This window comes from Bradyrhizobium oropedii (assembly GCF_020889685.1).
Taxonomy (GTDB): Bacteria; Pseudomonadota; Alphaproteobacteria; order Rhizobiales; family Xanthobacteraceae; genus Bradyrhizobium; species Bradyrhizobium oropedii.
The window spans coordinates 62,139-87,357 of record NZ_JACMYO010000008.1; the positions used below are offsets into that span (position 1 = coordinate 62,139).

23 protein-coding genes are annotated in these 25,219 nt (G+C 64.7%); 16 read left to right on the top strand and 7 right to left on the bottom strand.

Annotated features, from left to right (window positions below; translation table 11 throughout):
* The first annotated feature begins 44 nt into the window (after positions 1-44).
* From H8A95_RS04405 to H8A95_RS04470, 14 genes are all read left to right on the top strand, one after another.
* Positions 45-2,312, top strand: a complete 2,268-nt coding sequence (locus tag H8A95_RS04405; RefSeq protein ID WP_229182083.1) for an acyl-CoA dehydrogenase — start codon at positions 45-47, stop codon at positions 2,310-2,312.
* Positions 2,312-3,595: an acetyl-CoA C-acetyltransferase gene (locus H8A95_RS04410; protein ID WP_229182084.1), complete on the top strand. Its 1,284-nt coding sequence runs from the start codon at positions 2,312-2,314 to the stop codon at positions 3,593-3,595. The genes H8A95_RS04405 and H8A95_RS04410 overlap by 1 nt, the downstream gene beginning before the upstream one ends.
* 2 nt (positions 3,596-3,597) lie before the next feature.
* On the top strand, positions 3,598-5,694 hold the full coding sequence (locus tag H8A95_RS04415; RefSeq protein WP_229182085.1) for a 3-hydroxyacyl-CoA dehydrogenase NAD-binding domain-containing protein: 2,097 nt from the start codon (positions 3,598-3,600) through the stop codon (positions 5,692-5,694).
* Complete coding sequence (locus H8A95_RS04420; RefSeq protein ID WP_420839329.1) at positions 5,691-6,158, top strand: acyl-CoA thioesterase; 468 nt, start codon at positions 5,691-5,693, stop codon at positions 6,156-6,158. The genes H8A95_RS04415 and H8A95_RS04420 overlap by 4 nt, the downstream gene beginning before the upstream one ends.
* A 163-nt stretch (positions 6,159-6,321) precedes the next feature.
* The gene (locus H8A95_RS04425) at positions 6,322-6,516 is read left to right on the top strand and encodes a hypothetical protein (RefSeq protein ID WP_229182086.1); all 195 of its coding nucleotides are present in this window, start codon (positions 6,322-6,324) and stop codon (positions 6,514-6,516) included.
* 84 nt (positions 6,517-6,600) lie between these two features.
* Complete coding sequence (locus H8A95_RS04430) at positions 6,601-7,290, top strand: HAD family hydrolase (protein ID WP_229182087.1); 690 nt, start codon at positions 6,601-6,603, stop codon at positions 7,288-7,290.
* Between the two features lie 201 nt (positions 7,291-7,491).
* A complete protein-coding gene (locus H8A95_RS04435) occupies positions 7,492-8,322 on the top strand; it encodes a DeoR/GlpR family DNA-binding transcription regulator (RefSeq protein WP_163161530.1) in 831 nt (276 codons plus the stop codon).
* Positions 8,323-8,694: 372 nt separating this feature from the next.
* Positions 8,695-10,239, top strand: a complete 1,545-nt coding sequence (gene glpD / locus H8A95_RS04440; protein ID WP_229182088.1) for a glycerol-3-phosphate dehydrogenase — start codon at positions 8,695-8,697, stop codon at positions 10,237-10,239.
* Positions 10,236-11,324, top strand: a complete 1,089-nt coding sequence (locus H8A95_RS04445) for an ABC transporter ATP-binding protein (protein ID WP_229182089.1) — start codon at positions 10,236-10,238, stop codon at positions 11,322-11,324. Before glpD ends, H8A95_RS04445 begins: the two co-directional genes overlap by 4 nt.
* 12 nt (positions 11,325-11,336) lie before the next feature.
* Entirely contained in the window at positions 11,337-12,422 is a 1,086-nt protein-coding gene (locus tag H8A95_RS04450; RefSeq protein ID WP_229182090.1) for an ABC transporter ATP-binding protein, read from the top strand.
* Complete coding sequence (locus tag H8A95_RS04455; RefSeq protein WP_163159483.1) at positions 12,422-13,324, top strand: carbohydrate ABC transporter permease; 903 nt, start codon at positions 12,422-12,424, stop codon at positions 13,322-13,324. The genes H8A95_RS04450 and H8A95_RS04455 overlap by 1 nt, the downstream gene beginning before the upstream one ends.
* A complete protein-coding gene (locus tag H8A95_RS04460) occupies positions 13,324-14,130 on the top strand; it encodes a carbohydrate ABC transporter permease (RefSeq protein WP_229182091.1) in 807 nt (268 codons plus the stop codon). Before H8A95_RS04455 ends, H8A95_RS04460 begins: the two co-directional genes overlap by 1 nt.
* A 9-nt stretch (positions 14,131-14,139) precedes the next feature.
* The gene (locus H8A95_RS04465) at positions 14,140-14,466 is read left to right on the top strand and encodes a DUF2160 domain-containing protein (RefSeq protein WP_163159485.1); all 327 of its coding nucleotides are present in this window, start codon (positions 14,140-14,142) and stop codon (positions 14,464-14,466) included.
* An 85-nt stretch (positions 14,467-14,551) separates the two neighbouring features.
* On the top strand, positions 14,552-16,318 hold the full coding sequence (locus tag H8A95_RS04470; RefSeq protein ID WP_420839331.1) for an ABC transporter substrate-binding protein: 1,767 nt from the start codon (positions 14,552-14,554) through the stop codon (positions 16,316-16,318).
* A 185-nt stretch (positions 16,319-16,503) separates the two neighbouring features.
* On the opposite strand, the gene H8A95_RS04475 is transcribed toward H8A95_RS04470, so the two are convergent.
* Positions 16,504-16,896 carry a DNA methyltransferase gene (locus H8A95_RS04475; RefSeq protein WP_229182092.1) on the bottom strand — a complete coding sequence of 131 codons (393 nt, stop codon included), beginning with the start codon at positions 16,894-16,896 and terminating at the stop codon, positions 16,504-16,506.
* A gap of 416 nt (positions 16,897-17,312) precedes the next feature.
* Between H8A95_RS04475 and H8A95_RS04480 the strand changes: the two genes are divergently transcribed.
* Positions 17,313-18,023 (top strand): hypothetical protein, encoded by a 711-nt coding sequence (locus H8A95_RS04480; protein WP_229182093.1) that lies wholly within the window; start codon positions 17,313-17,315, stop codon positions 18,021-18,023.
* 35 nt (positions 18,024-18,058) lie between these two features.
* Here H8A95_RS04480 and H8A95_RS04485 read toward each other — a convergent pair whose 3' ends face one another.
* Together H8A95_RS04485 and H8A95_RS04490 are read right to left on the bottom strand one after the other, a co-directional pair.
* Entirely contained in the window at positions 18,059-18,928 is an 870-nt protein-coding gene (locus H8A95_RS04485) for a tetratricopeptide repeat protein (RefSeq protein ID WP_229182094.1), read from the bottom strand.
* Between the two features lie 69 nt (positions 18,929-18,997).
* Complete coding sequence (locus H8A95_RS04490) at positions 18,998-20,167, bottom strand: FAD-dependent oxidoreductase (protein WP_229182095.1); 1,170 nt, start codon at positions 20,165-20,167, stop codon at positions 18,998-19,000.
* 73 nt (positions 20,168-20,240) lie between these two features.
* On the opposite strand from H8A95_RS04490, the gene H8A95_RS04495 reads away from it, so the two are divergent.
* The gene (locus tag H8A95_RS04495) at positions 20,241-20,714 is read left to right on the top strand and encodes a MarR family winged helix-turn-helix transcriptional regulator (RefSeq protein WP_229182096.1); all 474 of its coding nucleotides are present in this window, start codon (positions 20,241-20,243) and stop codon (positions 20,712-20,714) included.
* 191 nt (positions 20,715-20,905) lie between these two features.
* Here H8A95_RS04495 and H8A95_RS04500 read toward each other — a convergent pair whose 3' ends face one another.
* From H8A95_RS04500 to H8A95_RS04515, 4 genes are all read right to left on the bottom strand, one after another.
* A complete protein-coding gene (locus H8A95_RS04500; protein WP_229182097.1) occupies positions 20,906-22,009 on the bottom strand; it encodes an alkene reductase in 1,104 nt (367 codons plus the stop codon).
* Positions 22,010-22,096: 87 nt separating this feature from the next.
* The gene (locus H8A95_RS04505; protein ID WP_229182098.1) at positions 22,097-22,957 is read right to left on the bottom strand and encodes an SDR family NAD(P)-dependent oxidoreductase; all 861 of its coding nucleotides are present in this window, start codon (positions 22,955-22,957) and stop codon (positions 22,097-22,099) included.
* 232 nt (positions 22,958-23,189) lie between these two features.
* Entirely contained in the window at positions 23,190-23,693 is a 504-nt protein-coding gene (locus H8A95_RS04510; RefSeq protein WP_229182099.1) for a DUF1993 domain-containing protein, read from the bottom strand.
* Positions 23,694-23,972: 279 nt separating this feature from the next.
* A partial coding sequence (locus H8A95_RS04515; RefSeq protein ID WP_233286911.1) for a lytic murein transglycosylase occupies positions 23,973-25,219 on the bottom strand: 1,247 nt, incomplete at its 5' end.

Genomic DNA, 25,219 nt, shown 5'->3' on the forward strand with positions numbered 1-25,219 from the left:
AGGATCATCACCCATCCGCGCTGCCGTTTCATGAGGACCCCACCATGAGCTTCCGCCGCGATTACCTGTCCAAGCCGATCTTCTCCTGGGCGCGTGGTGTGCTGCCGACCATGTCGGATACCGAGCGCGAGGCGCTGGAAGCCGGCGACGTCTGGTGGGACGCCGATCTCTTCACCGGCAATCCCGACTGGTCGAAATTGCTGGCGTTCGCGCCGGCCAAACTGACCGACGAGGAGAACGCCTTCCTGCACGGCCCGGTCGATGAGCTCTGCGCGATGCTCGACGAGTGGAAGATCAACTGGGAATGGCGCGATCTGCCGCCCGAGGTCTGGACCTTCATTAAGGCCAAGAAATTCTTCGGCATGATCATCCCCAAGGAATTCGGCGGCCTCGGCTTCTCGCCTTATGCGCATTCCGAAGTGGTGCGCAAGATTTCCTCGCGCTCGCTGACCGCGGCCGTCACCGTGATGGTGCCGAACTCGCTCGGGCCGGGCGAACTCCTGATGCGCTTCGGCACCAAGGAGCAGCAGGACAGATGGCTGCCGCGCTTGGCCGCGGGCCAGGACATTCCCTGCTTCGGGCTGACCAGCCCGGAGGCCGGCTCGGACGCCGCCTCGATGATCGACACCGGCATCATCTGCAAGGGTAATTTCGAAGGCCGCGAGGTGCTTGGGCTGAAGCTCAACTGGCACAAGCGCTACATCACGCTGGGGCCGGTCGCGACGCTGCTCGGCCTTGCCTTCAAGGCCTATGATCCGGATCACCTCGTCGGCAACGAGGAAGAGCTCGGCATCACTGTCGCGCTGATCCCGACCCATCTGCCCGGTGTCTCGATCGGCCACCGCCATCTGCCGGCGATGCAGGTGTTCCAGAACGGTCCGAACTGGGGCAAGGACGTCTTCATCCCGCTCGATTACATCATCGGCGGCCAGGAGCGTCTGGGCCAGGGCTGGAAGATGCTGATGACGGCGCTTGCTGCCGGCCGCGGCATCTCGCTGCCGTCGCTGTCGGCCGCGGGTGCTGCCTATGCTGCGCGCACCACCGGCGCCTATGCCCGCATCCGCGAGCAGTTCGGCATTTCCATCTCCAAGTTCGAGGGCATCGAGGAGCCGCTCGCGCGCATCGCCGGCACCGCCTATCTGCTCGACGCCGCGCGACGGCTGACTTGCGCCGCGCTGAACGAGGGGCATCATCCCGCCGTCATCTCGGGGATCATGAAGCTGCACGCCACCGAGCGGATGCGGATCGCGATCGACGACGCGATGGACATACACGGTGGCAAGGCCGTGATCGACGGGCCGCAGAACTATCTCGGCGGGCTCTACCGCTCGGTGCCGGTCGGCATCACTGTCGAGGGCGCCAACATCCTGACCCGCAATCTGATCGTGTTCGGTCAGGGTGCGATCCGCGCGCATCCCTATCTGTTGCAGGAGATGAACGCGCTCAGCGAGACCGACCGCGACAAGGGCCTCACCGCCTTCGACAGTGCGTTCTGGAACCATGTCGGTCACAGCTTTGCGACCATGTTCCGCGCCTGGGGCCGCAGCTGGACCGGCGGTTTGTTTGCGCCGGCGCCAGATGCCGGCGACGCAACGGAATTCTATCGCCAGCTCTCGCGCTATTCGTCGGCGTTCGCGCTCTGCGCCGACATGGCGCTGCTCACCCTCGGCGGCGCATTGAAGCGCAAGGAAATGCTGTCCGCGCGCTTCGGCGACATCCTCTCCGAGCTGTATCTGCTCTCGGCTGCGCTGAAACGCTGGCAGGACGAGGGCCGGCAGAAGGAGGACCTTCCTGCGCTCGAATGGTGCATGGCATCGGGCTTCAAGACCATCGAGAACCGCTTTGCGGAGATCCTCGCCAACCTGCCGAGCCGTCCGGTGGCGTGGATGCTGAAATTCCTGATCCAGCCGTTCGGCGCGCGCGTCACCGGCCCGTCGGACCGCGTCGTGCAGCAATGCGCGCAGCTTGTGCTGTCGCCGTCGGCAGCGCGCGAGCGCCTGACGCCGGACCTCGCCTTTGTCGAGGACGACGGTGGCGTCGCACGGCTGGAAAAGGCCTTCCGCCTCGTCACCGAGGCCGAGGACGCGGCCAAGCAGCTGCGCGCGGCGCGGCTGCACGACTGGAAGGAAGCGGTGAAGAAAGGCGTCATCACCGAGGCTGACGGCGAGAAGCTCGCGGCCGCCCATGAGGCCGTTGCCAAGGTCATCGAGGTTGATGATTTTGCGCCGGAGGTGCTGTCCCCGATTTACAAGAAAACCGCCGACGTGCATCAGTTCTTCCAGGAGCTTGGTGAGCAGAGGGCGGCGAGCTGATGGCGCGACCAGTCTTTATCGTCGACGGCAGCCGGACGCCCTTCCTGAAGGCGCGCTCCGGTCCCGGCCCGTTCACCCCGGTGGATCTCGCCGTGCAATGCGGCCGGCCGCTGCTGGCGCGGCAGCCTTTCGCACCCACCGCCTTCGATCAGGTTATCCTCGGCTGCGTCAATGTCATTGCCGACGAGATGAATCCGGCCCGGGTCGCAGCACTCAGGCTCGGCATGGGCGAGCAGATGGTCGCCTTCACGGTGCAGATCAATTGCGGCTCCGGCATGCAGTCGATCGATACCGGCTACCGCTATATCCGCGAGGGCATCTCCGACCTGATCCTTGCCGGCGGCGCCGAAGCCTTGAGCCACGCGCCGCTGGTCTGGCCCAATTCCGGCGTGCGCTGGTTTGCCGGCTTTGCCGGCGCCAAGGGGCTGGGTGCGAAGATCGCGGCGGCACTGAAGGTGAGGCCGAGCTATTTCAAGCCGATCATCGGCCTCGAGCGTGGTCTCACCGACCCGATCACCGAGCTCAACATGGGGCAGACCGCCGAGAAGGTCGGCCATCTCTTCGGCATCACGCGCGCGCAATCCGACGCTTACGCCGCCGAGAGCCATCAGCGGCTGGCGAACGCGCAGAAGCAAGGTTTCCTCAAGGGCGAGGTCGAGACCGCGTTCGCCCGCGACGGCCAGTTCTACGACCATGACGACGGCGTTCGGCCGGACTCGACGCCCGAGACGCTTGCAAAGCTTAAGCCGGTGTTCGAGCGCCCGTGGGGTCAGGTCACCGCCGGCAATTCCTCACAGATCACGGACGGCGCGTCCTGGGTGATCCTGGCGTCCGAAACGGCGGTGGCAAAGCACAGGCTGACGCCGAAGGCTGTTATCCTCGATAGCCAGTGGTCGGCACTCGATCCCTCGATCATGGGTCTCGGTCCGGTGTTGTCGGCGAGCGCGATGCTGAAGCGCAACAGCATGACCTTGCAGGACGTCGAGACCTGGGAGCTGAACGAGGCCTTTGCCACCCAGGTGCTGGGCTGCCTCGCCGCCTGGAATGACGAGAAATTCTGCCGCGAGATTCTTGGGATCGACGGTGCGGCGGGCGCGATCGACCGCGCCAAGTTGAATGTCGACGGCGGCGCGATCAGCCTCGGCCATCCCGTCGGCACCAGCGGCAACCGCATCGTGCTGCATCTGGTCAATGCGATGAAGCGGCTCGGCACCAGGCGCGGCGTCGCCACCGAATGCATCGGTGGCGGGCAGGGCGGCGCGATGTTGATTGAGATGGTGTGATCATGGATTCACGGATCATGGACCTTCTCGCCGACCGCGTGCTCGAGCTCGGGCCGAAGCCGGCCGCGGACGACCCGTACCGGAATTTCAAGCTGACCCGCGACGAGGACGGCATCGCCTGGCTGCTGTTCGATCGCGCCGGCGCCAGCGCCAACACGCTGTCGGCCGATCTGCTCGAAGAGCTCGATGCGGTTGTCACGGCGCTGGAGAACCAGCGGCCGACCGGCCTCGTGGTGCGTTCGGCCAAGAAAAGCGGTTTCATCGCCGGCGCCGACGTCAACGCGTTTCGCGGCGCCAGCGATCCCCGAGCGGTCGAGACGGAGATCGGTCGCGCCCATGCGGTGATCGATCGGCTGGAGGCGCTACGCGTGCCGTCGGTCGCTGTCATCCACGGCTTCTGTCTCGGCGGCGGCCTCGAGGTTGCGCTGGCCTGCCAGATGCGGATCGCGATCGACGATGCCAGGTTCGGCTTCCCCGAGGTGATGCTCGGCCTGCATCCCGGCCTCGGCGGCACCGTGCGCTTCACCGAGCTGGTCAATCCGATGCAGGCGATGACCTTGATGTTGACGGGGAAGACCATCGACGCGCGCCGCGCCAAGTCGCTCGGCCTGGTCGATGCCGTCACGCAGGAGCGCCATGTCCGCAACGCGGTGAAGGACGCGGTGTTCGGCCGGCTGAAGCGCGCCAAGCCGGGGCCGCTGAACAAGCTTCTCAATCTCGGGCCAGTGCGTGGCTTCCTCGCCTCGCGGATGCGCCGCGAGGCAGAGAAGGCGGCGCCGCGCAAGCATTATCCGGCGCCCTATGCGCTGATCGATCTCTGGGAGAAGCACGCCGGCAACCGCTCGGCGATGCTGAATGCGGAGAAAGCCTCGTTCGCCAATCTGATGGTGACGCCGACTGCGCAGAACCTGATCCGCGTGTTCTTCCTGCGCGAGCAGATGAAGAAGGCGGCCGGCAGCGGCAACAAGGTTGCGCACGTCCATGTGATCGGCGCCGGTGCGATGGGCGGCGATATCGCGGCCTGGTGCGCCAACCAGGATATGCGGGTGACCCTGGCCGACATGAAGGCCGAGCCGATTGCGGGCGCGACGAAGCGGGCGTCGGAGCTGTTCGGCAAGATCATGCGCAAGAAGATCGACCAGCGCGATGCGCTCGACCGGCTGATCCCCGACATGGACGGCGAGGGCGTCCGCAATGCTGACGTCATCATCGAGGCCGTGCCGGAAAAGCTCGAGCTGAAGCAGAAGGTCTATGCCTCGCTCGAGCCGAAGATGAGGCCGGACGCGATCCTCGCCACCAACACGTCGAGCATTCCGCTGCAGGATCTGCGCACCACGCTGGCACGGCCGGAGCGGCTGCTCGGCCTGCATTTCTTCAATCCGGTGTCGCGGCTGCAACTGGTCGAGGTCGTCAGCCATGACGGCACCGATGCCGGCATGCTCAAGGAGGCGCTCGCCTTTGTCGGCGCCATCGATCGCCTGCCGCTGCCGGTGAAGAGCTCGCCGGGCTTCCTCGTCAACCGTGCGCTGACGCCCTACATGCTGGAAGCGATGATGATGCTGGACGAGAAGACCGACCAGCGCCTGATCGACGCGGCCGCTGTCGAGTTCGGCATGCCGATGGGCCCGATCGAGCTTGCCGACCAGGTCGGCCTCGATATCTGCCTCGATGTCGGCGACATGCTGCGCTCGAAGTTCGGCGACACTCTGCCGCCGACGCCGGCATGGCTGCGCGAGAAGGTCGCCAAGGGCGAGCTCGGCCGCAAGACCGGCAAGGGCTTCTACACCTGGAAGGACGGCAGGGCGGAGAAGGCGCCGCTGCCGGAAACCGGTCCGCGCGTCAGCGACGAAATGATCGATCGCCTGGTGCTGCCGATCTCGAATGTCTGCGTTGCCGCTCTGCGCGAGGGTATCGTCGACGACGCCGACATGGTCGACGGCGCGATGATCTTCGGCACCGGCTATGCGCCGTTCCGCGGCGGTCCGCTCAACTACGCGCGCAGCCGCGGCGTCGACAGTGTCGTATCTGCGCTCCGCGCGCTGGCGCAGAAGTTCGGCGACCGTTTCGTACCCGACGCAGGCTGGGAGGCTTTCAAGTGACCGACTCGCAAGTGACCGACGCGCAAGCGCCCGACACTCAAACCCACGTTCACGCGCCGTCGATCACCGGCAACGAGCCGCAGGGCGATCTCTGCATCCGCACGCTGGCGATGCCGGCCGACACCAACGCCAATGGCGATATCTTCGGCGGCTGGCTGCTCAGCCAGATGGATCTCGGCGGCGGCGTGTTCGCGGGCAAGGTTGCGAAGTCCCGCACCGTGACGGTCGCGATCGAGGCCATGAATTTCCGCAAGGCCGTCTATGTCGGCGATCTCGTCTCGGTGCACGCCAACCTCGTGCGCGTCGGCCGCACCTCGATCACGGTGCATCTCGAAGCCTGGGTGCTGCGCCGCCGCGAGCAGCAGTCGATCCTCGTGACCGATGGCAATTTCACCTACGTCTCGATCGACGAGCAGGGCCATCCGCAACCGATCCAGCGCGACGGCGCGACGATTTCGACCTGATGCCAGGCGCGAAAGCGCTGCTGATTCGGCTCAAGAGGAAACGCGTCGAAACTGAGACCGGAGCGCTGCCTGGTTGCAGAAAAGGCGCTTTGCTTCGCAAATAAACCGAGGAACAAACAGGCAGCGATCCCGTTGTCGGCGCGGAATCAAATCGAGGCCGATAATGTCAGACTGCTACGTCATCGAAGTGAGTTCACAGACCGCGGGTATCGTGGTGCGCGATGCCGAAGGTTACGAGTTTTTTGCAGCCTCGCACCGCTTCCACGCGCTTGAAGGCCAGATCTTCCGCAACGCACGCGAGGCCGAGCGCGCGGCGCGACGCCTTGCCACTGGGCAAGTTTTGCAGGTCGCCTCTTGAACGGCGAGTGAGCTGCGGCGCGCCGTTGGCGTGCACCGCAATAGTCTGTATTGATGCATCCGAACTCACGGACGCGTTTCTCGGATGTCGCAGACACAAAACAAGGCGCTGCTGTTCGATATCGACGGCACGCTCGCCGATACCGATCCGCTGCATCTGGCCGCGTTCAACCGGGTGCTCGGCCCTCATGGACACACCTTCGATCACGCGCGCTTCGGCAGGGAGCTGCAGGGCTTCTCCAATGCATCGATCGGCGAGCGATTCCTCGCACACGAGCCGACTGAACGCCGCGCCGTCGTCCTTGGCGAGAAGGAGCGGATCTTCCGCGAATTGGTCGCTGGCCAGATCGTGCCGGTGCCGGGATTGCTGGCGTTGCTCGACCGCGCCGACGCCGCCGGCGTGCCGATGGTCGCGGTGACCAACGCGCCGCGCGCGAACGCCGAACTGCTGCTCTCGGGGCTCGGCATCGCGCACCGTTTCAAGGCTCTCGTGATCGGCGATGAACTGGCGCACGGCAAGCCGCATCCCTTGCCCTATCTCGAGGGATTGCGCCTCGCGGGCGCATCGGCGCAGGCTTCGCTGGCGTTCGAGGACTCGCGCTCGGGCATTCAGTCCGCGACGGCTGCGGGTATTGCGACGGTCGGGATGCGAACCGGGCTCAGCCACGCCGATCTGATCGCGGCCGGCGCAGTCGCGAGCTCCCGGGCGTTCGACGATCCGGAATTGATCCGCCTGGTCGCATCCGCCATGACTTGGCAGGAAACGACCTGGTAGGGAATGGCTTGCTGAGGCATTTGTGCCGGAACGTTGCCGGCCCGACATTGCTGCAACGCCGTTCTTAACCCCATCGATGCTTGCTCGTTGACCTCGGTGCCGAACGGTCGCACCATGGGTCAGAAGCATGATCCGGAAAAGTGAAAACCGGTTTTCCGAACTGATCGTGCTCCGACCGATTGCCGTTTCAAGGGGGCCGCCGTGGCCGGACTCTCCCACCGCCAGACTGAAATCCTCAACATCGCGCGTGCTTTTGGCCGGGTCATGGTCGAAGACCTCGCCAAGCGATTCGAGGTGTCGGCGCAAACCATCCGCAAGGACCTCAACGATCTCTGCGACGAGCGGTCGCTGACCCGCATCCATGGTGGCGCGATCATCGCCTCGGGTGTCGAGAACCTCGCCTATGAGGCGCGCCGCTTCGTCGCTGCCGAGGAGAAGAAGGCGATCGGCGCCGCCGCAGCCGCCCGGATTCCGAACGGCTGCTCGCTGTTCATCAACATCGGCACCACGACGGAAGAGGTCGCGAGCGCGCTGACCTCGCACGAGGATCTGCTCGTCATCACCAACAACCTCAACGTCGCGATGCTGCTGTACCGTCATCCGCGCATCGAGGTGGTGGTGGCCGGCGGCACGGTGCGCCGCGCCGACGGGGCCGTGGTCGGCTCGACCGCGACGCAGCTGATCGGCCAGTTCAAGGTCGACTACGCCATCATCGGCGCATCCGCGATCGACGAGGAGGGCGCGCTGCTCGATTTCGACTATCGCGAGGTGCAGGTGGCGCAGGCGATCATCGCCAATGCGCGCAACGTGATGCTGGTGTCGGATGCGACCAAGCTCCGCCGCAGCGCGCCGGTGCGCATCGCCCATATGAGCCAGATCCAGACCTTCGTCACCGATTCGCCCTTGCCGGCGGGCCTCGCCAATATCTGCCACAGCCGCGGCATCGAGGTCGTCGTGGCGATGGACAAGCCGGCCGTCGATATCGACGACAACGGCGCAGACGCGGCACCGGCGACGCTGCGCAGCGCGTGATTCCGTATCGCTTCGCTGTTATCGCTCGGCGATTCCGCAAATCCGCGCGCGCAGCTCTCTCACCGTCATCCCCGCGCAAAGGCTTCGCCTTTGTCGCTGGAGGAGCGCGCCCTTGCGCGCGTCTCGAAGGATCGGCGGTCATCGGCCGGGCCGTGCACCCTTCGAGGCTCGCTCCGCTCGCACCTCCAGCGACAACGGCGAAGCCGTTGCGCGGGGGTGACGGCTAGGGAGTGCCCCCGCGACGGTCATCTCGCCCAAAAAATCCCCAATAAAAGTTCCCCATTTTCACTTTGCTTTCGTTTTTGGTTGTGATCTACTCCAATCCGAAAGTAAAACCGTCAAAGCGAAGATGGTTGCCGGGGGAAGCGTTCTTTGGATCGAATTTACGACCTCGCCATCATTGGAGGCGGCGTTAATGGCTGCGGCATCGCGCGCGATGCGGCGGGCCGGGGTAACTCTGTTTTCCTTTGTGAAATGAATGACTTGGCCAGCGGGACGTCGTCCTGGTCGACCAAGCTCGTGCATGGCGGTCTGCGCTATCTCGAATATTACGAATTTCGTTTGGTGCGCGAGGCGCTGATCGAGCGCGAGATCCTCTGGCAGATCGCGCCCCACATCATTCGCCCGCTGCGTTTCGTTTTGCCGCACCACGCGGGCCTGCGCCCGGCCTGGCTGCTGCGGCTCGGTCTCTTCCTCTACGATCACATCGGCGGCCGGCATCTGCTGCCGGCGACGCGCTCGCTCGATCTGACGCGCGACGTGGTCGGCAAGCCGCTGATCCCGGGTCGCTACACCAAGGGCTTCGAGTATTCCGACTGCTTCGTCGACGACGCGCGGCTGGTTGCGCTGACTGCGCGCGACGCTGCCGATCGCGGCGCCGAGATCCGCACCCGCACCCGCGCGGTCGAGATCCGGCAGATCGACGGCGTCTGGCACGTCACGGTCGAGGATGGCGCTACCGGAGCCCGCGACACGATCAAGGCGCGCGTGCTGGTCAATGCCGGCGGTCCGTGGGTCGAGCAGGTGCTGGCCACCGGCGTCGGCGTCAACGCGCGGGCCAAGGTGCGCCTGGTGCAGGGCTCGCACATCGTGGTGCCGAAGCTCTACGACCACGACCGCGCCTACATCTTCCAGAATGCCGACGGCCGCATCATCTTCGTGATTCCCTATCAGGACGAATTTTCGCTGATCGGCACCACCGATCGCGACTATGACGGCGATCCGGCCAAGGTGAAGGCGACGCAGGAGGAGATCGAGTATCTCTGCGCCTCCGCCAGCGAGTATCTGGCGAAGCCGGTGAAGCCTGAGGATGTGGTCTGGAATTACTCCGGTGTGCGTCCGCTCTATGACGACGGCGCGAGCGAGGCCAAGGCCGCGACGCGCGATTATGTGTTCGAGCTCGATACGCCCGGCGGTGCGCCGTTGCTGTCGATTTATGGCGGCAAGATCACGACCTATCGCCGGCTCTCCGAAGAGGCGCTGGAACGGCTGTCGCCCTATCTTCGCGGCGCGAAAGCGCAGGAAGGCTGGACCGGCAAGGCGCCGCTGCCCGGCGGCGACATGGATGTGTCGGCGGTCGCGGCGCTGAGCACCGAGCTGGTTCGCAACCATCCATTCCTCACGCAGCCCCACGCCAACCGTCTCGCGCATGCCTACGGCACGCGCGCCAGAAAAGTCTTGGGCAATGCAGCATCGGCTGAAGATCTCGGCCGGTCCTTCGGCGCCACCTTGACGGAGAGTGAAGTCCGGTACCTGATGGCGAACGAATGGGCGCGGACTGCGGAAGATGTCGTCTGGCGACGATCCAAGCTGGGCTTGCGGATGACGGCGGGTGAAATCGCCGCGCTCGACGAGTGGATGGTCGCCAACCGTGCGTCCGGTGAACGTCCCCTCCGCGAAGCGGGAGGACGGGCATGAGCGTTACACTGCAGAATGTCACGCGAGCCGTCGATGGCATTCCCACCATCCGCGATGTTTCGCTGACGCTGGAGCGTGGCACGCTCAGCGTGCTGCTCGGGCCGACGCTGTCGGGCAAGACCTCGATCATGCGGTTGCTTGCCGGCCTCGACAAGCCGACTACCGGCCGGGTGCAGGTCGACGGCAAGGACGTCACCGGCGCCGACGTGCGGCAGCGCTCGGTCGCGATGGTCTATCAGCAGTTCATCAATTATCCCTCGCTGACGGTCTACGAGAACATCGCCTCGCCGCTGCGGGTGCAGGGTAAGCCGAAGGCCGAGATCGAGAAGCGGGTGGCGGAAGCGGCCGCCCTGCTGCGGCTCGAGCCTTACCTCAAGCGCACGCCGTTGCAGCTCTCCGGCGGCCAGCAGCAGCGCACCGCAATCGCGCGCGCGCTGGTCAAGGGCGCCGACCTCGTGCTGCTCGACGAGCCGCTCGCCAACCTCGACTACAAGCTGCGCGAGGAACTGCGCGCCGAGCTGCCGCGCATCTTCGAGGCCTCCGGCGCGATCTTCGTCTACGCCACCACCGAACCGTCGGAAGCGCTGCTGCTCGGCGGCGACACGGTGTGCATGTGGGAAGGCCAGGCGCTGCAGATCGGCGCGACGCCGAAGGTCTACCGCCATCCCGACACGCTGCGCGTCGCGCAGGTGTTTTCCGATCCGCCGCTCAACATCATCGGCATCGAGAAGAAGGGTGAGCGGGTGATCTATGCCGGCGGCGAGCAGGCGCCCGCAGCCGGCCTCTACGCCAAGCTGCCCGACGGCGCCTACCGGATCGGCTTCCGCGCGCACCAGCTCGAGGTCGGGAGCGCCGCGGCCGGCCGCCACAAATTCGCGGCCACCGTGACGGTGACCGAGATCACCGGCTCGGAGAGCTTCGTGCACGTCCATGTCCATGGCTCGAACTGGGTCGCAGTGCTGCACGGCGTGCATGAATATGAACCCGGGCAGGTGCTCGACGCCGCGCTCGATCCCGACGACATCTTTGTGTTCGACGCGGCCGATCGCCTCGTCGCTTCACCCGCAACAAATTTCTCGAAGTGAGGGAGATGCTTCATGGCCCGCATTGACCTCGTCGATCTCGCGCAGTCTTACAACGGCAATGACGCGCCGCTGGAATCCTTTGCGCTGAAGCCGGTCACCATGACCTGGCGGCAGGGCGGCGCTTATGCGCTGCTCGGGCCGTCCGGCTGCGGCAAGACCACGCTGCTCAATTTGATTTCCGGCATCGTGACGCCGTCGCGCGGTCAGATCCTGTTCGACGGCCGTGACATCACGCCGCTGTCGACGCAGAAGCGCAACATCGCGCAGGTGTTTCAGTTCCCTGTGATCTACGACACCATGACGGTGGGCGAGAATCTGGCCTTCCCGCTGAAGAACCGCGGCATCGCCAAGGCCGAGGTCAATGCGCGGGTCAAGCAGATCGCCGACCTGCTCGACCTCACGCCGTATCTGAACCGCAAGGCGACGCGGCTCACCGCCGACGCCAAGCAGAAGATCTCGCTCGGCCGCGGCCTGGTGCGCTCCGACGTCGCCGCCGTGCTGTTCGACGAACCGCTGACGGTGATCGATCCCGAGCTGAAGTGGCAGCTGCGCTCCAAGCTGAAGGCGCTGCATCGCGAGCTCGACCTCACGATGATCTACGTCACCCACGACCAGACCGAGGCGCTGACCTTTGCCGATACCGTCGTCGTCATGCATGACGGCCGGGTGGTGCAGAGCGGCACGCCGGCCGAACTGTTCGACAAGCCGGCGCATACCTTCGTCGGCTATTTCATCGGCTCGCCCGGCATGAACATCGTGCCGGCCGAGGTCAGTGGTCACGAAGCGCGGATCGACGGCCATGTCATCGGCCTGCATCGAAACTATGGTGTTCTGCCGGCCGGCAAGAAGATCGAGATCGGCGTGCGGCCTGAATTCGTCGACGTCGCGGCGCCCGCATCGGGGCTGCTGTCGGCCACCATCGAGCGGATCGACGATCTCGGCCGTATCCAGTTCGCCCGCGTTCGCGTCGGCAACACCAAACTTGCGGCGCGCGTGCCGCCGGGCTTCTCGGTCTCCGGCGATACCGCCGGCCTGATCTTCAATCCCGCTTACGTCCACGTCTATGCCGACAGCCATTTGGTGGAAGGGGTCGCCTGATGGACAAGACCATCAACCAGAAAGCCTGGTTCCTGGTGCTGCCGGTGTTCCTGGTGGTCGCGTTCTCGGCGGTGCTGCCGCTGATGACGGTCGTGAACTATTCGATGCAGGACACGTTCGGCAACAACCAGTTCTTCTGGAACGGCGTCGGCTGGTTCAAGGAGCTGCTCGATCCCTCGACTGATCTCGGCGGCCGCTTCCTGGCCTCGCTCGGCCGCAACCTGTTCTTCTCCGCCGTGATCCTCGCGATCGAGGTGCCGCTCGGCATCGTCGTTGCGCTGTCGATGCCGCGCGAGGGCTGGAGCGTTGCGGCCTGTCTCGTCATCCTCGCATTGCCGCTGCTGATTCCGTGGAACGTGGTCGGCACCATCTGGCAGATCTTCGGCCGGCCCGATATCGGCCTGCTCGGCTATGTGCTGAATCATCTCGGCTTCAACTACAACTACGTCGCCAATGATGTCGACGCCTGGGTCACGGTCATCGTGATGGACGTCTGGCACTGGACCAGCCTCGTCGCGCTGCTCTGCTACGCCGGCCTGAAGTCAATCCCCGACGCCTACTACCAGGCGGCGCAGATCGACGGCGCGTCGCGCTGGGCGGTGTTCAAGGCGATCCAGTTGCCGAAGATGAACCGCGTGCTGCTGATTGCAGTGCTGTTGCGTTTCATGGACTCGTTCATGATCTACACCGAGCCGTTCGTGGTCACCGGCGGCGGTCCCGGAAATTCGACGACCTTCGTCTCGATCGAGCTCGTCAAGATCGCGCTCGGCCAGTTCGACCTCGGCAAGGCGGCCGCGCTGTCGCTGGCCTACAACCTGATCATCCTGATCGTCTGCTGGGTGTTCTACACCGTGATGACCAATGCCGGCTCCGAGCGTCCGGTCAAGGAAGGAGCGGCGTGATGCACTCGATCCCTGGCCGCCGCCTCATCATGGGGCTGTTCCTGATCTTCCTGCTGTTGCCGATCTACTGGCTCGTCAATATGAGCTTCAAGACCAACGCCGAGATCATCTCGACGATGACGCTGTGGCCGCATGCGCCGACGTTGCAGCACTACAAGCGGATATTCACCGATGAGAGCTGGTATTCGGGCTACATCAATTCGCTGGAATATGTCGTCATCAACACCGTGATCTCGATCGCGGTGGCGTTGCCGGCAGCCTATGCCTTCTCGCGCTACCGCTTCCTCGGCGACAAGCATCTGTTTTTCTGGCTGCTGTCGAACCGCATGGCGCCGGCGGCGGTCTACGCCCTGCCGTTCTTCAACCTCTACTCGGCGATCGGCCTGTTCGATACGCCGTGGGCGGTCGCGCTCGCGCACTGCATCTTCAACGTGCCGCTGGCGGTGTGGATCCTCGAAGGCTTCGTCTCCGGCGTGCCGCGCGAGATCGACGAGACTGCCTTCCTCGACGGCTATTCGTTCCCGCGCTTCTTCATCAAGATTCTGGTGCCGCTGATCGCGAGCGGCATCGGCGTCGCCGCCTTCTTCTGCTTCATGTTCTCCTGGGTCGAGCTGCTGCTCGCGCGCACGCTGACATCGGTTGCCGCCAAGCCGATCTCGGCGGTGATGACGCGGACGGTATCGGCCGCCGGCATGGACTGGGGCCTGCTTGCCGCGGCCGGCGTGCTCACCATCATCCCCGGCGCACTCGTGATCTGGTTCGTCCGCAATTACATCGCGCGCGGCTTCGCGCTCGGCCGGGTCTAGGAGGCGCTCATGGACAGCATCGCATGGATGGCATGGACCTGGCCCACCGCGATCTTCTTCGTGCTGCTTGCCTGCACGCTCGGGATGATGACCTGGCTCGCGATCGCCTATCCCGAAGCGGAGCGGGTCGGCGTGCTGCGCATTCCGACCACGCGCGGCGATCGTTTGTTCGTTTCGCTGGTGCTGGCGGCGGTGATCCACCTGGTGTGGATCGGCCTCGTCGGTACCGATCCGATCTTCGCTCTGCCGATTGGGGAGGGCGTTGAGATTTCGAGCCTGTGGCTCGGAACGGTAATTTCGCTTCTTTCAGCCGTGGTGATCTTTCGCACCGTCTGAGGAACGCGAAAAAGAGCAGATCCGGGGTCTACCCGGGCCTGGATTTAGTCGCTGCAACCGGAGGAATCTAATGCGACATTTACGAATGACTAAAGATAGTCTTTTGACGATGACCAGCGCGCTCGCGCTCGTCGCAGCATCGGTCACTCTTGTCGCGCCGGCCCGCGCCGACGAGGCGGCCGCGAAGAAGTGGATCGACAGCGAATTCCAGCCGTCGACCCTCTCCAAGGACGACCAGATGAAGGAGATGCAGTGGTTCATCAAGGCCGCTGCCCCCTTCAAGGGTATGGAGATCAACGTCGTTTCCGAAACCCTCACCACGCACGAGTACGAATCCCGCACGCTCGCCAAGGCGTTCGAGGAGATCACCGGCATCAAGGTCAAGCACGACATCATCCAGGAAGGTGACGTCGTCGAAAAGATCCAGACCCAGATGCAGTCCGGCAAGAACGTCTATGACGGCTGGATCAACGACTCCGACTTCATCGGCACCCACTTCCGCTATGGCCAGGCCGTCGACCTGACCGAGTGGATGAAGGGCGAAGCCAAGGACGTCACCGATCCGATGCTCGACGTCGACGACTTCATCGGCAAGTCGTTCACCACGGCACCGAACGGTCACCTCTACCAGCTGCCCGACCAGCAGTTCGCGAACCTCTATTGGTTCCGCTACGACTGGTTCACCAACCCGGAATACAAGGCCAAGTTCAAGGCCAAGTATGGCTATGATCTCGGCGTGCCCGTGAACTGGTCGGCCTATGAAGATATCGCCGACTTCTTCACCAACGACGTCAAGGAGATCAACGGCGTCAAGGTCTACGGCCATATGGACTATGGCAAGAAGGACCCCTCGCTCGGCTGGCGTTTCACCGACGCGTGGCTGTCGATGGCCGGCAACGGCGACAAGGGCCTCCCGAACGGCCTGCCGGTCGACGAATGGGGCATCCGCATGGAAGGCTGCCGTCCGGTCGGCTCGTCGGTCGAGCGTGGCGGCGACGTCAACGGCCCGGCGTCGGTCTATTCGATCGTCAAATATCTCGACTGGATGAAGAAGTATGCTCCGCCGCAGGCACAGGGCATGACCTTCTCCGAGTCGGGGCCGGTGCCTTCGCAGGGCAACATCGCCCAGCAGATATTCTGGTACACCGCCTTCACCGCCGACATGGTGAAGCCCGGCCTGCCCGTAATGAACGCGGACGGTACGCCGAAGTGGCGTATGGCTCCGTCGCCGCACGGCTCGTACTGGAAGGACGGCATGAAGCTCGGCTACCAGGACGTGGGTTCGGCCACGCTCCTGAAGTCGACCCCGGTCGACCGCCGCAAGGCGGCGTGGCTCTACCTGCAGTTCATCGTCTCCAAGACGACGAGCCTGAAGAAGAGCCAGGTCGGTCTCACCTTCATTCGTGAATCCGACATCTGGGACAAGTCGTTCACCGAGCGCGCGCCGAAGCTCGGCGGTCTGATCGAGTTCTACCGCTCGCCGGCGCGCGTGCAGTGGACCCCGACCGGCAACAACGTGCCTGACTATCCGAAGCTGGCTCAGCTGTGGTGGCAGAACATCGGCGATGCGTCGTCCGGTGCGAAGACGCCGCAAGCTGCGATGGACGCGCTCGCCGCGGCCCAGGATTCGGTGATGGAGCGTCTTGAGAAGTCCGGTGTGCAGGGCGCCTGCGGACCGAAGCTGAACAAGAAGGAAACCGCCGAGTACTGGTTCGCCAAGTCGGCGAAGGACGGCAACATTGCGCCGCAGCGCAAGCTTGCCAACGAAAAGCCGAAGGGCGAGACGGTCGACTACGACACGCTGATCAAGTCGTGGCCGGCGACCCCGCCCAAGCGCGCCGAAGCGAAGTAAGTCGGTAAGGCGTACCAGCCCACGCCATCCGCAAAACTGCAAAAGGCCGGGAGCAATCCCGGCCTTTTTTTGCTTACGCCGTCACTGAGGTGCGCGCGCCGAATCGCGTCAGCTTCTGCCGTTGCCGAAGCCTCGCGTGCGAGTTTCCGATCGGATGCTACTCATAGAGTGTAGACCCATCGTCATCACACTTGATGTGCTTCGCTCATGTCGAAAAGGGGACGAATCGCGCTTGGCAAACGAATCCGCGAGCTGCGGATGACGCAGTCACTCTCGCAAGAGGAGTTGGCCGGTCGTGCGGGCCTAACGTAGCCTAGATTTAGCCACAACGAGCCCGCCGGCTTGGCCAAGCGATAGCTTTTTGCGATCCAATCGGCCATCCAATCTCGATACTTCTCGGTGGTCATATGCGATTCATAGGCCTTACCGATGTTGTAGGGTGGGGACGTAACGATCTGATCAACGCACTCAGCAGGGAGCAAGTCCATAAGCTCTAGTGCGTCGCCGTGATACAGCAACAACGTCTCATCTTCGTACGCTGGTCGCCCAAGCGCTGCTTTAATATCGTCAAGCTGCATCTTGCTAGGTCTCTCAATCACAAGGAAGGGGGAACGCGCGGGGCACCGGACGTCAAACTTATCAGCTGACAAACGCCCGACTAAGCGCCTGATCGCAGCATTTTCCGAATCCAGCAATATCATGGAACTTCAAGTCAGAGGAAGGCCTTCTCCGAATCGAGGCAATATCGCTGTCACGGTCGACATAGTGAAGCCGGGTATTGCCTGATAATGCGAGCGCTACGCGGACGTAGACCGCAAAGGCGGGGAGTAATCTTGGCCTTTTTGCTGTCTCGACCACTGTATCCTGAATTCACGGTCTGCCGCGCCCGGCCTGCAGCACGATCGGGAAGAGTGGAGACCGGCTCACGATTGTGCTCAAATGAAGCGATGAGGTCATCAGGCGCCGTCATCGCGTCATGATCCCGGAGTTCGCCATGCGCATGATCTTTCGCTGCGATCCGCGGCTTGCCGAGCATCTGCCGCGGCCGTTCCCGGCACGCAGCGCGCTGCCCGATTGGCTGCGTGCGATGCCCGCGAAGGCGCATTCCGACATCCACGACCGCGAGATCCGCACGATCAAGCAATGCCCGCCCTTTGTCGATGCGATGGCCCATGGCGTCATGATCCCGCTGCCCTGCGATGTCAGGGTCGAGCGCGGCGCATTCGCCTGGGACTGGGATATTCCGGAGCCCGCAACACAGGGCCATCCGCGCGCGCCGCTCAGCTTCCATCCCGTCGCGCAATTGGCCGGCGCGCCTTTCGCCAACGGGCAGGCCGCGCTGAAATTCAACAGCTTCTGGACCATCGAGCTCGAGCCGGGCTGGTCGCTGTTCGCGACCCATCCGGTCAATCGCGACGACCTGCCGTTCCGCCTGATTTCGGGGCTGGTCGACGCCGACCGGTTTCACGACGGCGGGATCAATTTCCCGGCGGTCTGGACCCAGCCCGATTTTGCCGGCGTGTTGCCGAAAGGGACGCCGGTCGCGCAATGCTTCGCCGTGCCGCGCGAGGCCCCCGAACTGACATTCGAGGCCTTCGACGACGCGCACCGCGAAGCCTATTCGAAGGTCGTCGGCGAGGTGCTCGCTGCGCCCAATGTCTATCGCAAGCATTTCCGCGCCAAGCGCGGGCGGCTAACCACCTAAAGCGCGATGAGATTGGGTTGAATCGTCATCGCGCTTCAGCCTTTTGTTGGCGCATGATCGTTTCGGAAAACCGCTTCGCTCTTTTCCGGATCATGCTCTAGCGCCGCGCGCAGCGCGCGCTCGTCGAGCCACAGGCGGCCGTGCGGGGCGGAGGTCAGCGCCATCGCGATCGATCCGAACAATTGTGGACGCAAGGCATAGGCGCGCGCGAAGGCCTGCATCGCGGCGTCGGGCTCGCCGCTTTCCTGCAGCACGATCCCCAGATTGAGGGCCGCTTCGGCGTAATCCGGCCTGATCTCGATCGCCTTGCGATAGGCGCATGCAGCGCCGTCATGGTCGCGCAGATCCTGCCTTGCGACGCCGAGGTCGAACCACACCGAGGCGGGCGCCGCGCTCGCAGTCGCGCGCTCGAGCAGGCGGGCGGCACCCGCGAGGTCGCCGTCCTCCCAGGCCATCCGGCCGAGCCGTGCACTGGCTTCCTGATGCTCCGGGACGGCCTTGCGGATCGCCTCCCAGGCCTCGCGCGCTTGTGCCTTGCGGCCGGCCAGCTCCAGCGTGCGCGCCTTCTCGACGAAGGCATCGCGGTGCGGCTTGAGTGCGATGACGCGGTCGAGATGCGTCAGCGCCGCATCGAATTCGCCGCCGCTGCGCGCGAGGCGGGCGGCGAGCAGCCGCGCCGCGGCGTTGTCGGGGCGCCGGGCCAGGCTGGTCTCGACATGTTTGCGGGCCGGCGCGATCTCGCCTTTGGCGAACAGCACCGCGGCCAGCAGATGGCTCAGCATCGGCTCGCCGGGCTGGCGTGCGAGGCCGTGCTCGCAGAGCTCGATCGCCTCGCCATGCCGCCCGGCATTGAAGGCCGTAGTGGCGCGTCGAACGATATCCTCGGCGTTGTCCTGCTTTATCACGTGCGTGAGCGTCTTCGGTCCAATTCGTTACGGTCCATGCTATGCGGCGCCGGAAGTCATGACCAGTGCTTACCGCGCTGCGTTGCTGCCGGCAGCCGTGCGCATCTGCATGTAGGCCTGGTGGTGCGCCAGCGTGAGTTCCTGGCTGATATGCGACAGCTCGATCGCGGCGGCTTCGGCGGCCTCGCCGGCGGGTTCGGCGACGCGCACGAACATCTCCGTCTCGTAAGCGCGGACGGCTTCGCGCCAATCGGACGATCCCGTCAGATGCTCGGCCAGCTCCGCAGCGTCCAGCATCGCGGCGTTGACGCCTTCGCCGCCGAATGGCGACATCAGATGCGCGGCGTCACCGAGCAGGGTGATGCCGGCGCGGTTGGTCCAATAATGCCCGACCGGCAGCGCGTGGATCGGCCGGAGCGCGAATAGATCATTGCTGGCGCGGATCAGGTCGAGCAGGGCATCGGCCCAGCCGGCGAATTCGCCGAGCAGCGCGTCGCGCAGCGCGGACGGCGAGGCGACGTCGAACCGCCGCTGGGCCCATTCGACGGGCACGCGGAAGATCGCATAGCCGCGCAGATGGGCGTTGCCGTTGCGCAGGACCATCAGGCTGCGGCCGGTGCTCTCTGCGCCCATCTTGCCGCGGCCGACCAGCTGCGACAGTGCGGGGTGGCGTGTGTCGACCGCGTCGATGCCGAATTCGATGAAGGTCAGCCCGCTATATTGCGGCTGATAGCGCGAGACCAGCGGCCGCACCCGCGACCACGCGCCGTCGGCGCCGATCACGAGATCGAACGGCCCTTCGCGCGAATTGTCGAAGACGAGATCGTAACGGCCGTCATCCCGCGGCGCGACCTCGAGCAAGGCGCGGCCCCAGGCGACGGCATCCGGCGGCAGGGATTGCAGCAGCAGGTCGCGAAGCGCGGTGCGGTCGACCTCCGGACGGTCGCCGGTCATGTCGTCATCCGCCAGCAGCAACCGGCCGTCGCTCGTGTAGAGCCGGCTGCCCTGGTCCTCGTAACGTGCGATGCGCCGGAAGCCATCGGTGAGCCCGGCGCGCGCCAGGGCGAGCTGGCCGCTCTCGGCGTGCAGGTCGAGCGTGCCGCCTTGCGGCCGCTCCATTGCCGAGCTTTCTTGCTCGAACAGGCTGGCCTTGACGCCGGCAACATGCAGCAGCCGGGCGAGCGTCAGGCCACCGGGGCCGGCGCCGACGATGCCAATGCGAATTGGATTGCAACTCATGGACGCCACGCTCACAACAGGATACATAGGGGCCTATCTAGTATAAATAGGGACCTATGTAAATGGTGGGATCGTGACCGATTGGGAACTGTTCGATCGTCCTGCGCCGCTGGTCAACATGGCCTCGCGCAGCTTCCTGCGGATCGGGGAGCGGCGGGTGAAGCCGTACGGCTTCAGCATCGGCCAGTTGCCGGTGCTCTATCTGCTGCGTGACGGCAAGGCGATGTCGCAGCGCGATCTTGCCCGCGCCGCGAAGGTCGAGCAGCCATCGATGGCGCAAATCCTGGCGCGGATGGAGCGCGACGGCCTGATCCAGCGCACGCCGATGCCGGGCGACGGCCGCAGCCAGCAGGTTTCGTTGACCAAGGCGGCCAGGACGAAATTGCCGGCTGCTCGCAAGGCGCTTCACCGCAATCAGGATCAGGCGCTCGCCGGCTTCAACGCGGCCGAAGCCGCAACGCTGCTCGACCTGCTGCGGCGGCTCAATCGAAACCTCGATCGTATGGTGGCGGAAGAGGTTGAGAGTAACGAGACCGTGGACGCATAAAAGCGCCAACGGCACAATAAGCAAAGGCCGGGAGCGATCCCGGCCTTTTTAATCGCTATCGCAACATTCTCTTCTGTCATTCCGGCGCGCGCGAAGCGCGAGCCCGGAATCCATCCAGACGCGCATGATGCGGATCAATGGATTCCGGGTCTGCGCCTGGCGGCGCATTCCGCAATGACGATGTGGAGAGGTTACTCCGCCGCTTCGGTGGCTTTCAGCGTCGGGTAATCGGTATAGCCCTTGGCGCCGCCACCGTAGAAGGTCGCCTTGTCCCACTCGTTGAGCGGGGCGCCGGCCTTCAGCCGCTCGACCAGGTCAGGGTTGGAGATGAACGGCTTGCCGAATGCGATCATGTCGGCCGCGCCTGCCTCCAGCACCTTCTCCGCCAGCGCGAAGTCGTAGCCGTTGTTGGCGACATAGGTCTGCTTGAAGCGCTTGCGCAGCGAGGCGTAGTCGAACGGCGCGACATCGCGCGGGCCGCCGGTCGCGCCTTCGATGACGTGGATATAGGTCAGCTTCAGCGCATTGAGCTGGTCGACGATGTAGTCGAACAGCGGTTGCGGATTGGAGTCGGAGACGTCGTTGGCCGGCGTCACCGGCGAGATGCGGATGCCGGTACGATCGGCGCCGGCCTCCTTGGCGACCGCCTTGGAAACCTCCAGCATCAGCTGGGCGCGATTCTCGATTCCGCCGCCATAGGCGTCGGTGCGCCTGTTGGAACTGTCCCTGGCGAACTGGTCGAGCAGATAGCCGTTGGCGCCGTGGATCTCGACGCCGTCGAAGCCGGCGGCCAGCGCGTTCGCGGTGCCGCGCTTGAAGTCCTCGATGATCCCGGGGATTTCCGACAGTTCGAGCGCGCGCGGCTCGGACACGTCGGCGAAGGTGCCGTTGACGAAGGTCTTGGTCTTGGCGCGGATCGCGCTCGGCGCCACCGGCGCGCCGCCGTTCGGCTGCAACGAGGTGTGCGAGATGCGGCCGACATGCCAGAGCTGGATGAAGATGTGGCCGCCGCGCTCATGCACGCGATCGGTCACCTTGCGCCAGGCCTCGACCTGCTCCTTCGAATAGATGCCGGGCGTGTCCTGATAGCCTTGACCCTGCTGCGAGACCTGGCTCGCTTCGGTGATCAAGAGGCCGGCGGAGGCGCGCTGGCCGTAATAGTCCACCGCGAGCGGGCTTGGCACCATGCCGGGCGGCACTGCGCGGTTGCGCGTCAGTGGCGCCATCGCGACGCGGTTCGGCAGCGTCAGCGTGCCAAGCTTGTAGGGCTCGAGGAGTTTGGTCGATTGGCTCATGTGAAACGTTCCAGACAATGATGGATAAGGGAGAGTTGTGCATTGCGGCGACGAGCGCAATGGCCTGTCACATTCGCAGGCAGCAGATCAGCCGCGCACGATTCCGCCCATGTGGCCGGCGTCGAGGAACAAAGTATGCGCGTTCACATAGGAGGATTCATTCGAAATCAGGAACAGCGCAGTATAGGCGACCTCCCAGCCGGTGCCCTGGCGGCCGAAAGGCACTGTTACGGCGCGATCCGTCCGCCTGCGGCTGGCGTCGCGGCCCATCGGCGTATCCATGAAGCCCGGTGCGATCACATTGCAGCGAATGCCCTTGTCCTCGCCGGCGCGGGCGATCGCCCGGCCGAGCGCGATCTGCGCTGCCTTGGAGGATTCATAGGCCGGGTTGCGGCCGCCGGCGCGCTGGCTCGCCATCGAGGAGATCAGGATGATCGCGCCGCCCGGCGCCATCACTTCCAGCGCCTTCTGCGCGAACAGCATGTGGCTGCGCACGTTGACGGCGTAGTCGCGGTCCCAGGCTTCTGCCGTCATCTTGGGCAACGACAGGCCGGAGGAGATGCCGACATTGAGCGCCAGCCCGTCGAGCCCGCCGAGCTTTTGCGCGCAGCGTTCGACCGCGGGCGCGATCGCCGCGACGTCGGAGACATCGACCACGTCGGTGAAGGCCTTGCCGCCTTCTTTTTCGATCTGCGCGACAGTGTCGTCGGCGGCGTCCTTGTTGACGTCGAGGCAGGCGACGGAAGCACCCTCGCGCGCGAACAGCACGCTCATGGCGCGGCCGTTGCCGATCGGCGGCGCTTCATCCACGGTTGTGCGCTGTCCCGCGCCGACCACGATGATGCGCCGGCCGGCAAGACGGCCATGATTTTTCGCCAGTCCCAGCGCTTCCGCATGCAGCGAGGCTGAGGGATCGATGGCTTTCGGTGCGTGGGTTGTGGTCGACATGGCGTGCTCCCTGACGTCTTGTTGTTGTCAGGGAGCAGTAGCACGGCAGGGCGTGCGAGGCGACGTGTCCGCCGTGGCCTTGGCGAGAGGTGAGAAAATCCCGCAGCGGGGAATATGTTTGGTCGTCATTCCGGGGCTCGCGAAGCGAGAACCCGGAATCTAGACGTTGTGCGGCCCGAGATTCCGGGTTCGATGCTTGCGCATCGCCCCGGAATGACGCGCTAAGCGCGCGTCAGCTCACGCCGAGGAAGTCGCGCTTGCCGATCTCGACGCCGTTGTGGCGCAGGATGCCGTGCGCGGTGACGGCGTGGAAATAGAAGTTCGGGAACGAAAATGCGTTGAGGAATTGCTGGCCCTTGAGGGTCATGGTGCGCTCGGGGCCGACCGGGAAGGTGACGTCCTTGGCGTCGCCGCCCTCGAACTGCTCCGGCTTGAACGACTTCACATATTCGATCGTGTTGGCCAATCGCTGCTTCAGTTCACTGATGCTCTTCTCGGTGTCGGGCGTCGACGGCACCGCGCTATGGGTTAGTCGTGCGCAGCCCCTGGCGGCGTGATCGCAGACCAGCTGGATCTGCTTGGTCAGCGGCAGCATGTCGGGATAGAGCCGCGATCCCAAGAGCACTTCGGGCGCAATCTTCTTGGTCTCGCAATGCGCTTCGGCCTTGGTCAGTTCGCCGGTGAGGCTGTTGAGGATCTGCAGATAGGCGGGGACGACAGCGTCATAAAAGGACATGGGATGCTCCCTGTGCTGATGAAATCCGGATGTTACCGAACGGCGATGCTGCACATGGGGCGACAAAGGGAAGAATACAACTGCGGACGGCCGTAACACTTGGTCAAATATTCCAGCCTTGGCACCTGTCTTGGACCCGTCATCCTGAGGTGCGAGCCTCTTCGGTGAGCCTCGAAGGATGCACGGCCCCAGTGTGGCCGATTCATCCTTCGAGGCTCGCTCCGCTCGCACCTCAGGATGACGGGGAGAGATTTTTCGTGCGTCACGGTATGGGGCGTCCTACCGCGTCGGCACCGTCGCATCCGCGGCCGGCTGCGTGCGGCCGCCGCCGCGCATCTGCGCCAACAGCTCCGCGGTCGGCCAGGAATCCGCGGGCAGGCCGTATTTCATCTGCATCGCCTTGACCGCGCTGCGGCTCGCCTGGCCCATCACGCCGTCGATCTTGCCGACGTCGTAACCGGCGCGCGCCAGCAGCGACTGCAGCTCCTTGATCTCGTTGAACGGCAGCTGCGCGACCGGCGCGTGCGGGCGCTGCATCGGCGGTGCGCCCGCGATGCGGCCGGCGAGATAGCCGGCGGTGGTCGAATAGATCAGCGAGTTATTCCACTCGGTATAGGCAGCGAAATTCGGATAGGCGAGGAACGCCGGGCCGGTGCGGCCCATCGGCAGCAGCAGCGAGGCCGGCATCTCGTCATGGGCGAGCGGCTTGCCGTCGGTCGAGGTGACGCCGAGCGCCACCCATTTCGAACGCGGCAGCTTGATGGTGAGGTCGGCCTGGTCCCACGGAAAATTCGCGGCCTGCGGCACACGCACCTCCTGCAGCCACGGCTCGCCGCGCCGCCACTTCAATCCGTTGGCGATGTAGTTGGCGGTCGAGCCGATCACGTCGGGTCCGCTCTGCAACAGGTTGCGATGGCCGTCGCCATCGTAGTCGACGGCATAGTTGAAATAATGCGTCGGCAGGAATTGCGTCTGGCCGAGCTCGCCGGCCCATGAGCCGATCATCTCGTCGGGCGTCAGGTCGCCGCGTTCGATGATCTTCAGCGCCGCGATGGTCTCGCCCTGGAACATCTCCGAGCGGCGGCAATCATAGGCCAGCGACACCAGCGATTTCAGCGTCGGCAGATTGCCCATCTGGACGCCGAAGTCGCTCTCCAGTCCCCAGAACGCGGCGATCACCGCGGGCGGCACGCCGTACTCCTTCTCGGCGCGCGCGAACGCGGCCGCATAGGTCCGGATGTATTGCTGGCCCTGCTGCATGCGATAGTTCGCCGCCATGCGCCCGGCGAACTGGGTGAAGATCTGCCCGAACACGCGTTGGCCGCGATCGCGGTTGACGATGCCCTGGTCGTAAATGAGGTAGGGCGCGGCCTCCGCGATCGTGCGCTGCGAGACGCCGGCGGCGACCGCCTTCTGCTTCAGCTCGGCGAGGAAGCGATCAAAACTCTGCCCGTTGTGGCAGGACGCAGCCCGCGGCGAGGCCACAGCGGCCGGGCGCGCCCTGGCGGGGGCCGGACTGGCCGGCT

Coding starts and splice junctions, on each gene's coding strand:
- H8A95_RS04510 (WP_229182099.1), bottom strand. CDS start 23,693: ATGTCCTTTTATGACGCTGTCGTCCCCGCCTATCTGCAGATCCTCAAC.
- H8A95_RS04430 (WP_229182087.1), top strand. CDS start 6,601: ATGTCGCAGACACAAAACAAGGCGCTGCTGTTCGATATCGACGGCACG.
- H8A95_RS04460 (WP_229182091.1), top strand. CDS start 13,324: ATGCACTCGATCCCTGGCCGCCGCCTCATCATGGGGCTGTTCCTGATC.
- H8A95_RS04445 (WP_229182089.1), top strand. CDS start 10,236: ATGAGCGTTACACTGCAGAATGTCACGCGAGCCGTCGATGGCATTCCC.
- H8A95_RS04465 (WP_163159485.1), top strand. CDS start 14,140: ATGGACAGCATCGCATGGATGGCATGGACCTGGCCCACCGCGATCTTC.
- H8A95_RS04505 (WP_229182098.1), bottom strand. CDS start 22,957: ATGTCGACCACAACCCACGCACCGAAAGCCATCGATCCCTCAGCCTCG.
- H8A95_RS04405 (WP_229182083.1), top strand. CDS start 45: ATGAGCTTCCGCCGCGATTACCTGTCCAAGCCGATCTTCTCCTGGGCG.
- H8A95_RS04490 (WP_229182095.1), bottom strand. CDS start 20,167: ATGAGTTGCAATCCAATTCGCATTGGCATCGTCGGCGCCGGCCCCGGT.
- H8A95_RS04470 (WP_420839331.1), top strand. CDS start 14,552: ATGACTAAAGATAGTCTTTTGACGATGACCAGCGCGCTCGCGCTCGTC.
- H8A95_RS04425 (WP_229182086.1), top strand. CDS start 6,322: ATGTCAGACTGCTACGTCATCGAAGTGAGTTCACAGACCGCGGGTATC.
- H8A95_RS04415 (WP_229182085.1), top strand. CDS start 3,598: ATGGATTCACGGATCATGGACCTTCTCGCCGACCGCGTGCTCGAGCTC.
- H8A95_RS04410 (WP_229182084.1), top strand. CDS start 2,312: ATGGCGCGACCAGTCTTTATCGTCGACGGCAGCCGGACGCCCTTCCTG.
- H8A95_RS04480 (WP_229182093.1), top strand. CDS start 17,313: ATGCGCATGATCTTTCGCTGCGATCCGCGGCTTGCCGAGCATCTGCCG.
- H8A95_RS04500 (WP_229182097.1), bottom strand. CDS start 22,009: ATGAGCCAATCGACCAAACTCCTCGAGCCCTACAAGCTTGGCACGCTG.
- H8A95_RS04455 (WP_163159483.1), top strand. CDS start 12,422: ATGGACAAGACCATCAACCAGAAAGCCTGGTTCCTGGTGCTGCCGGTG.
- H8A95_RS04450 (WP_229182090.1), top strand. CDS start 11,337: ATGGCCCGCATTGACCTCGTCGATCTCGCGCAGTCTTACAACGGCAAT.
- H8A95_RS04475 (WP_229182092.1), bottom strand. CDS start 16,896: ATGCAGCTTGACGATATTAAAGCAGCGCTTGGGCGACCAGCGTACGAA.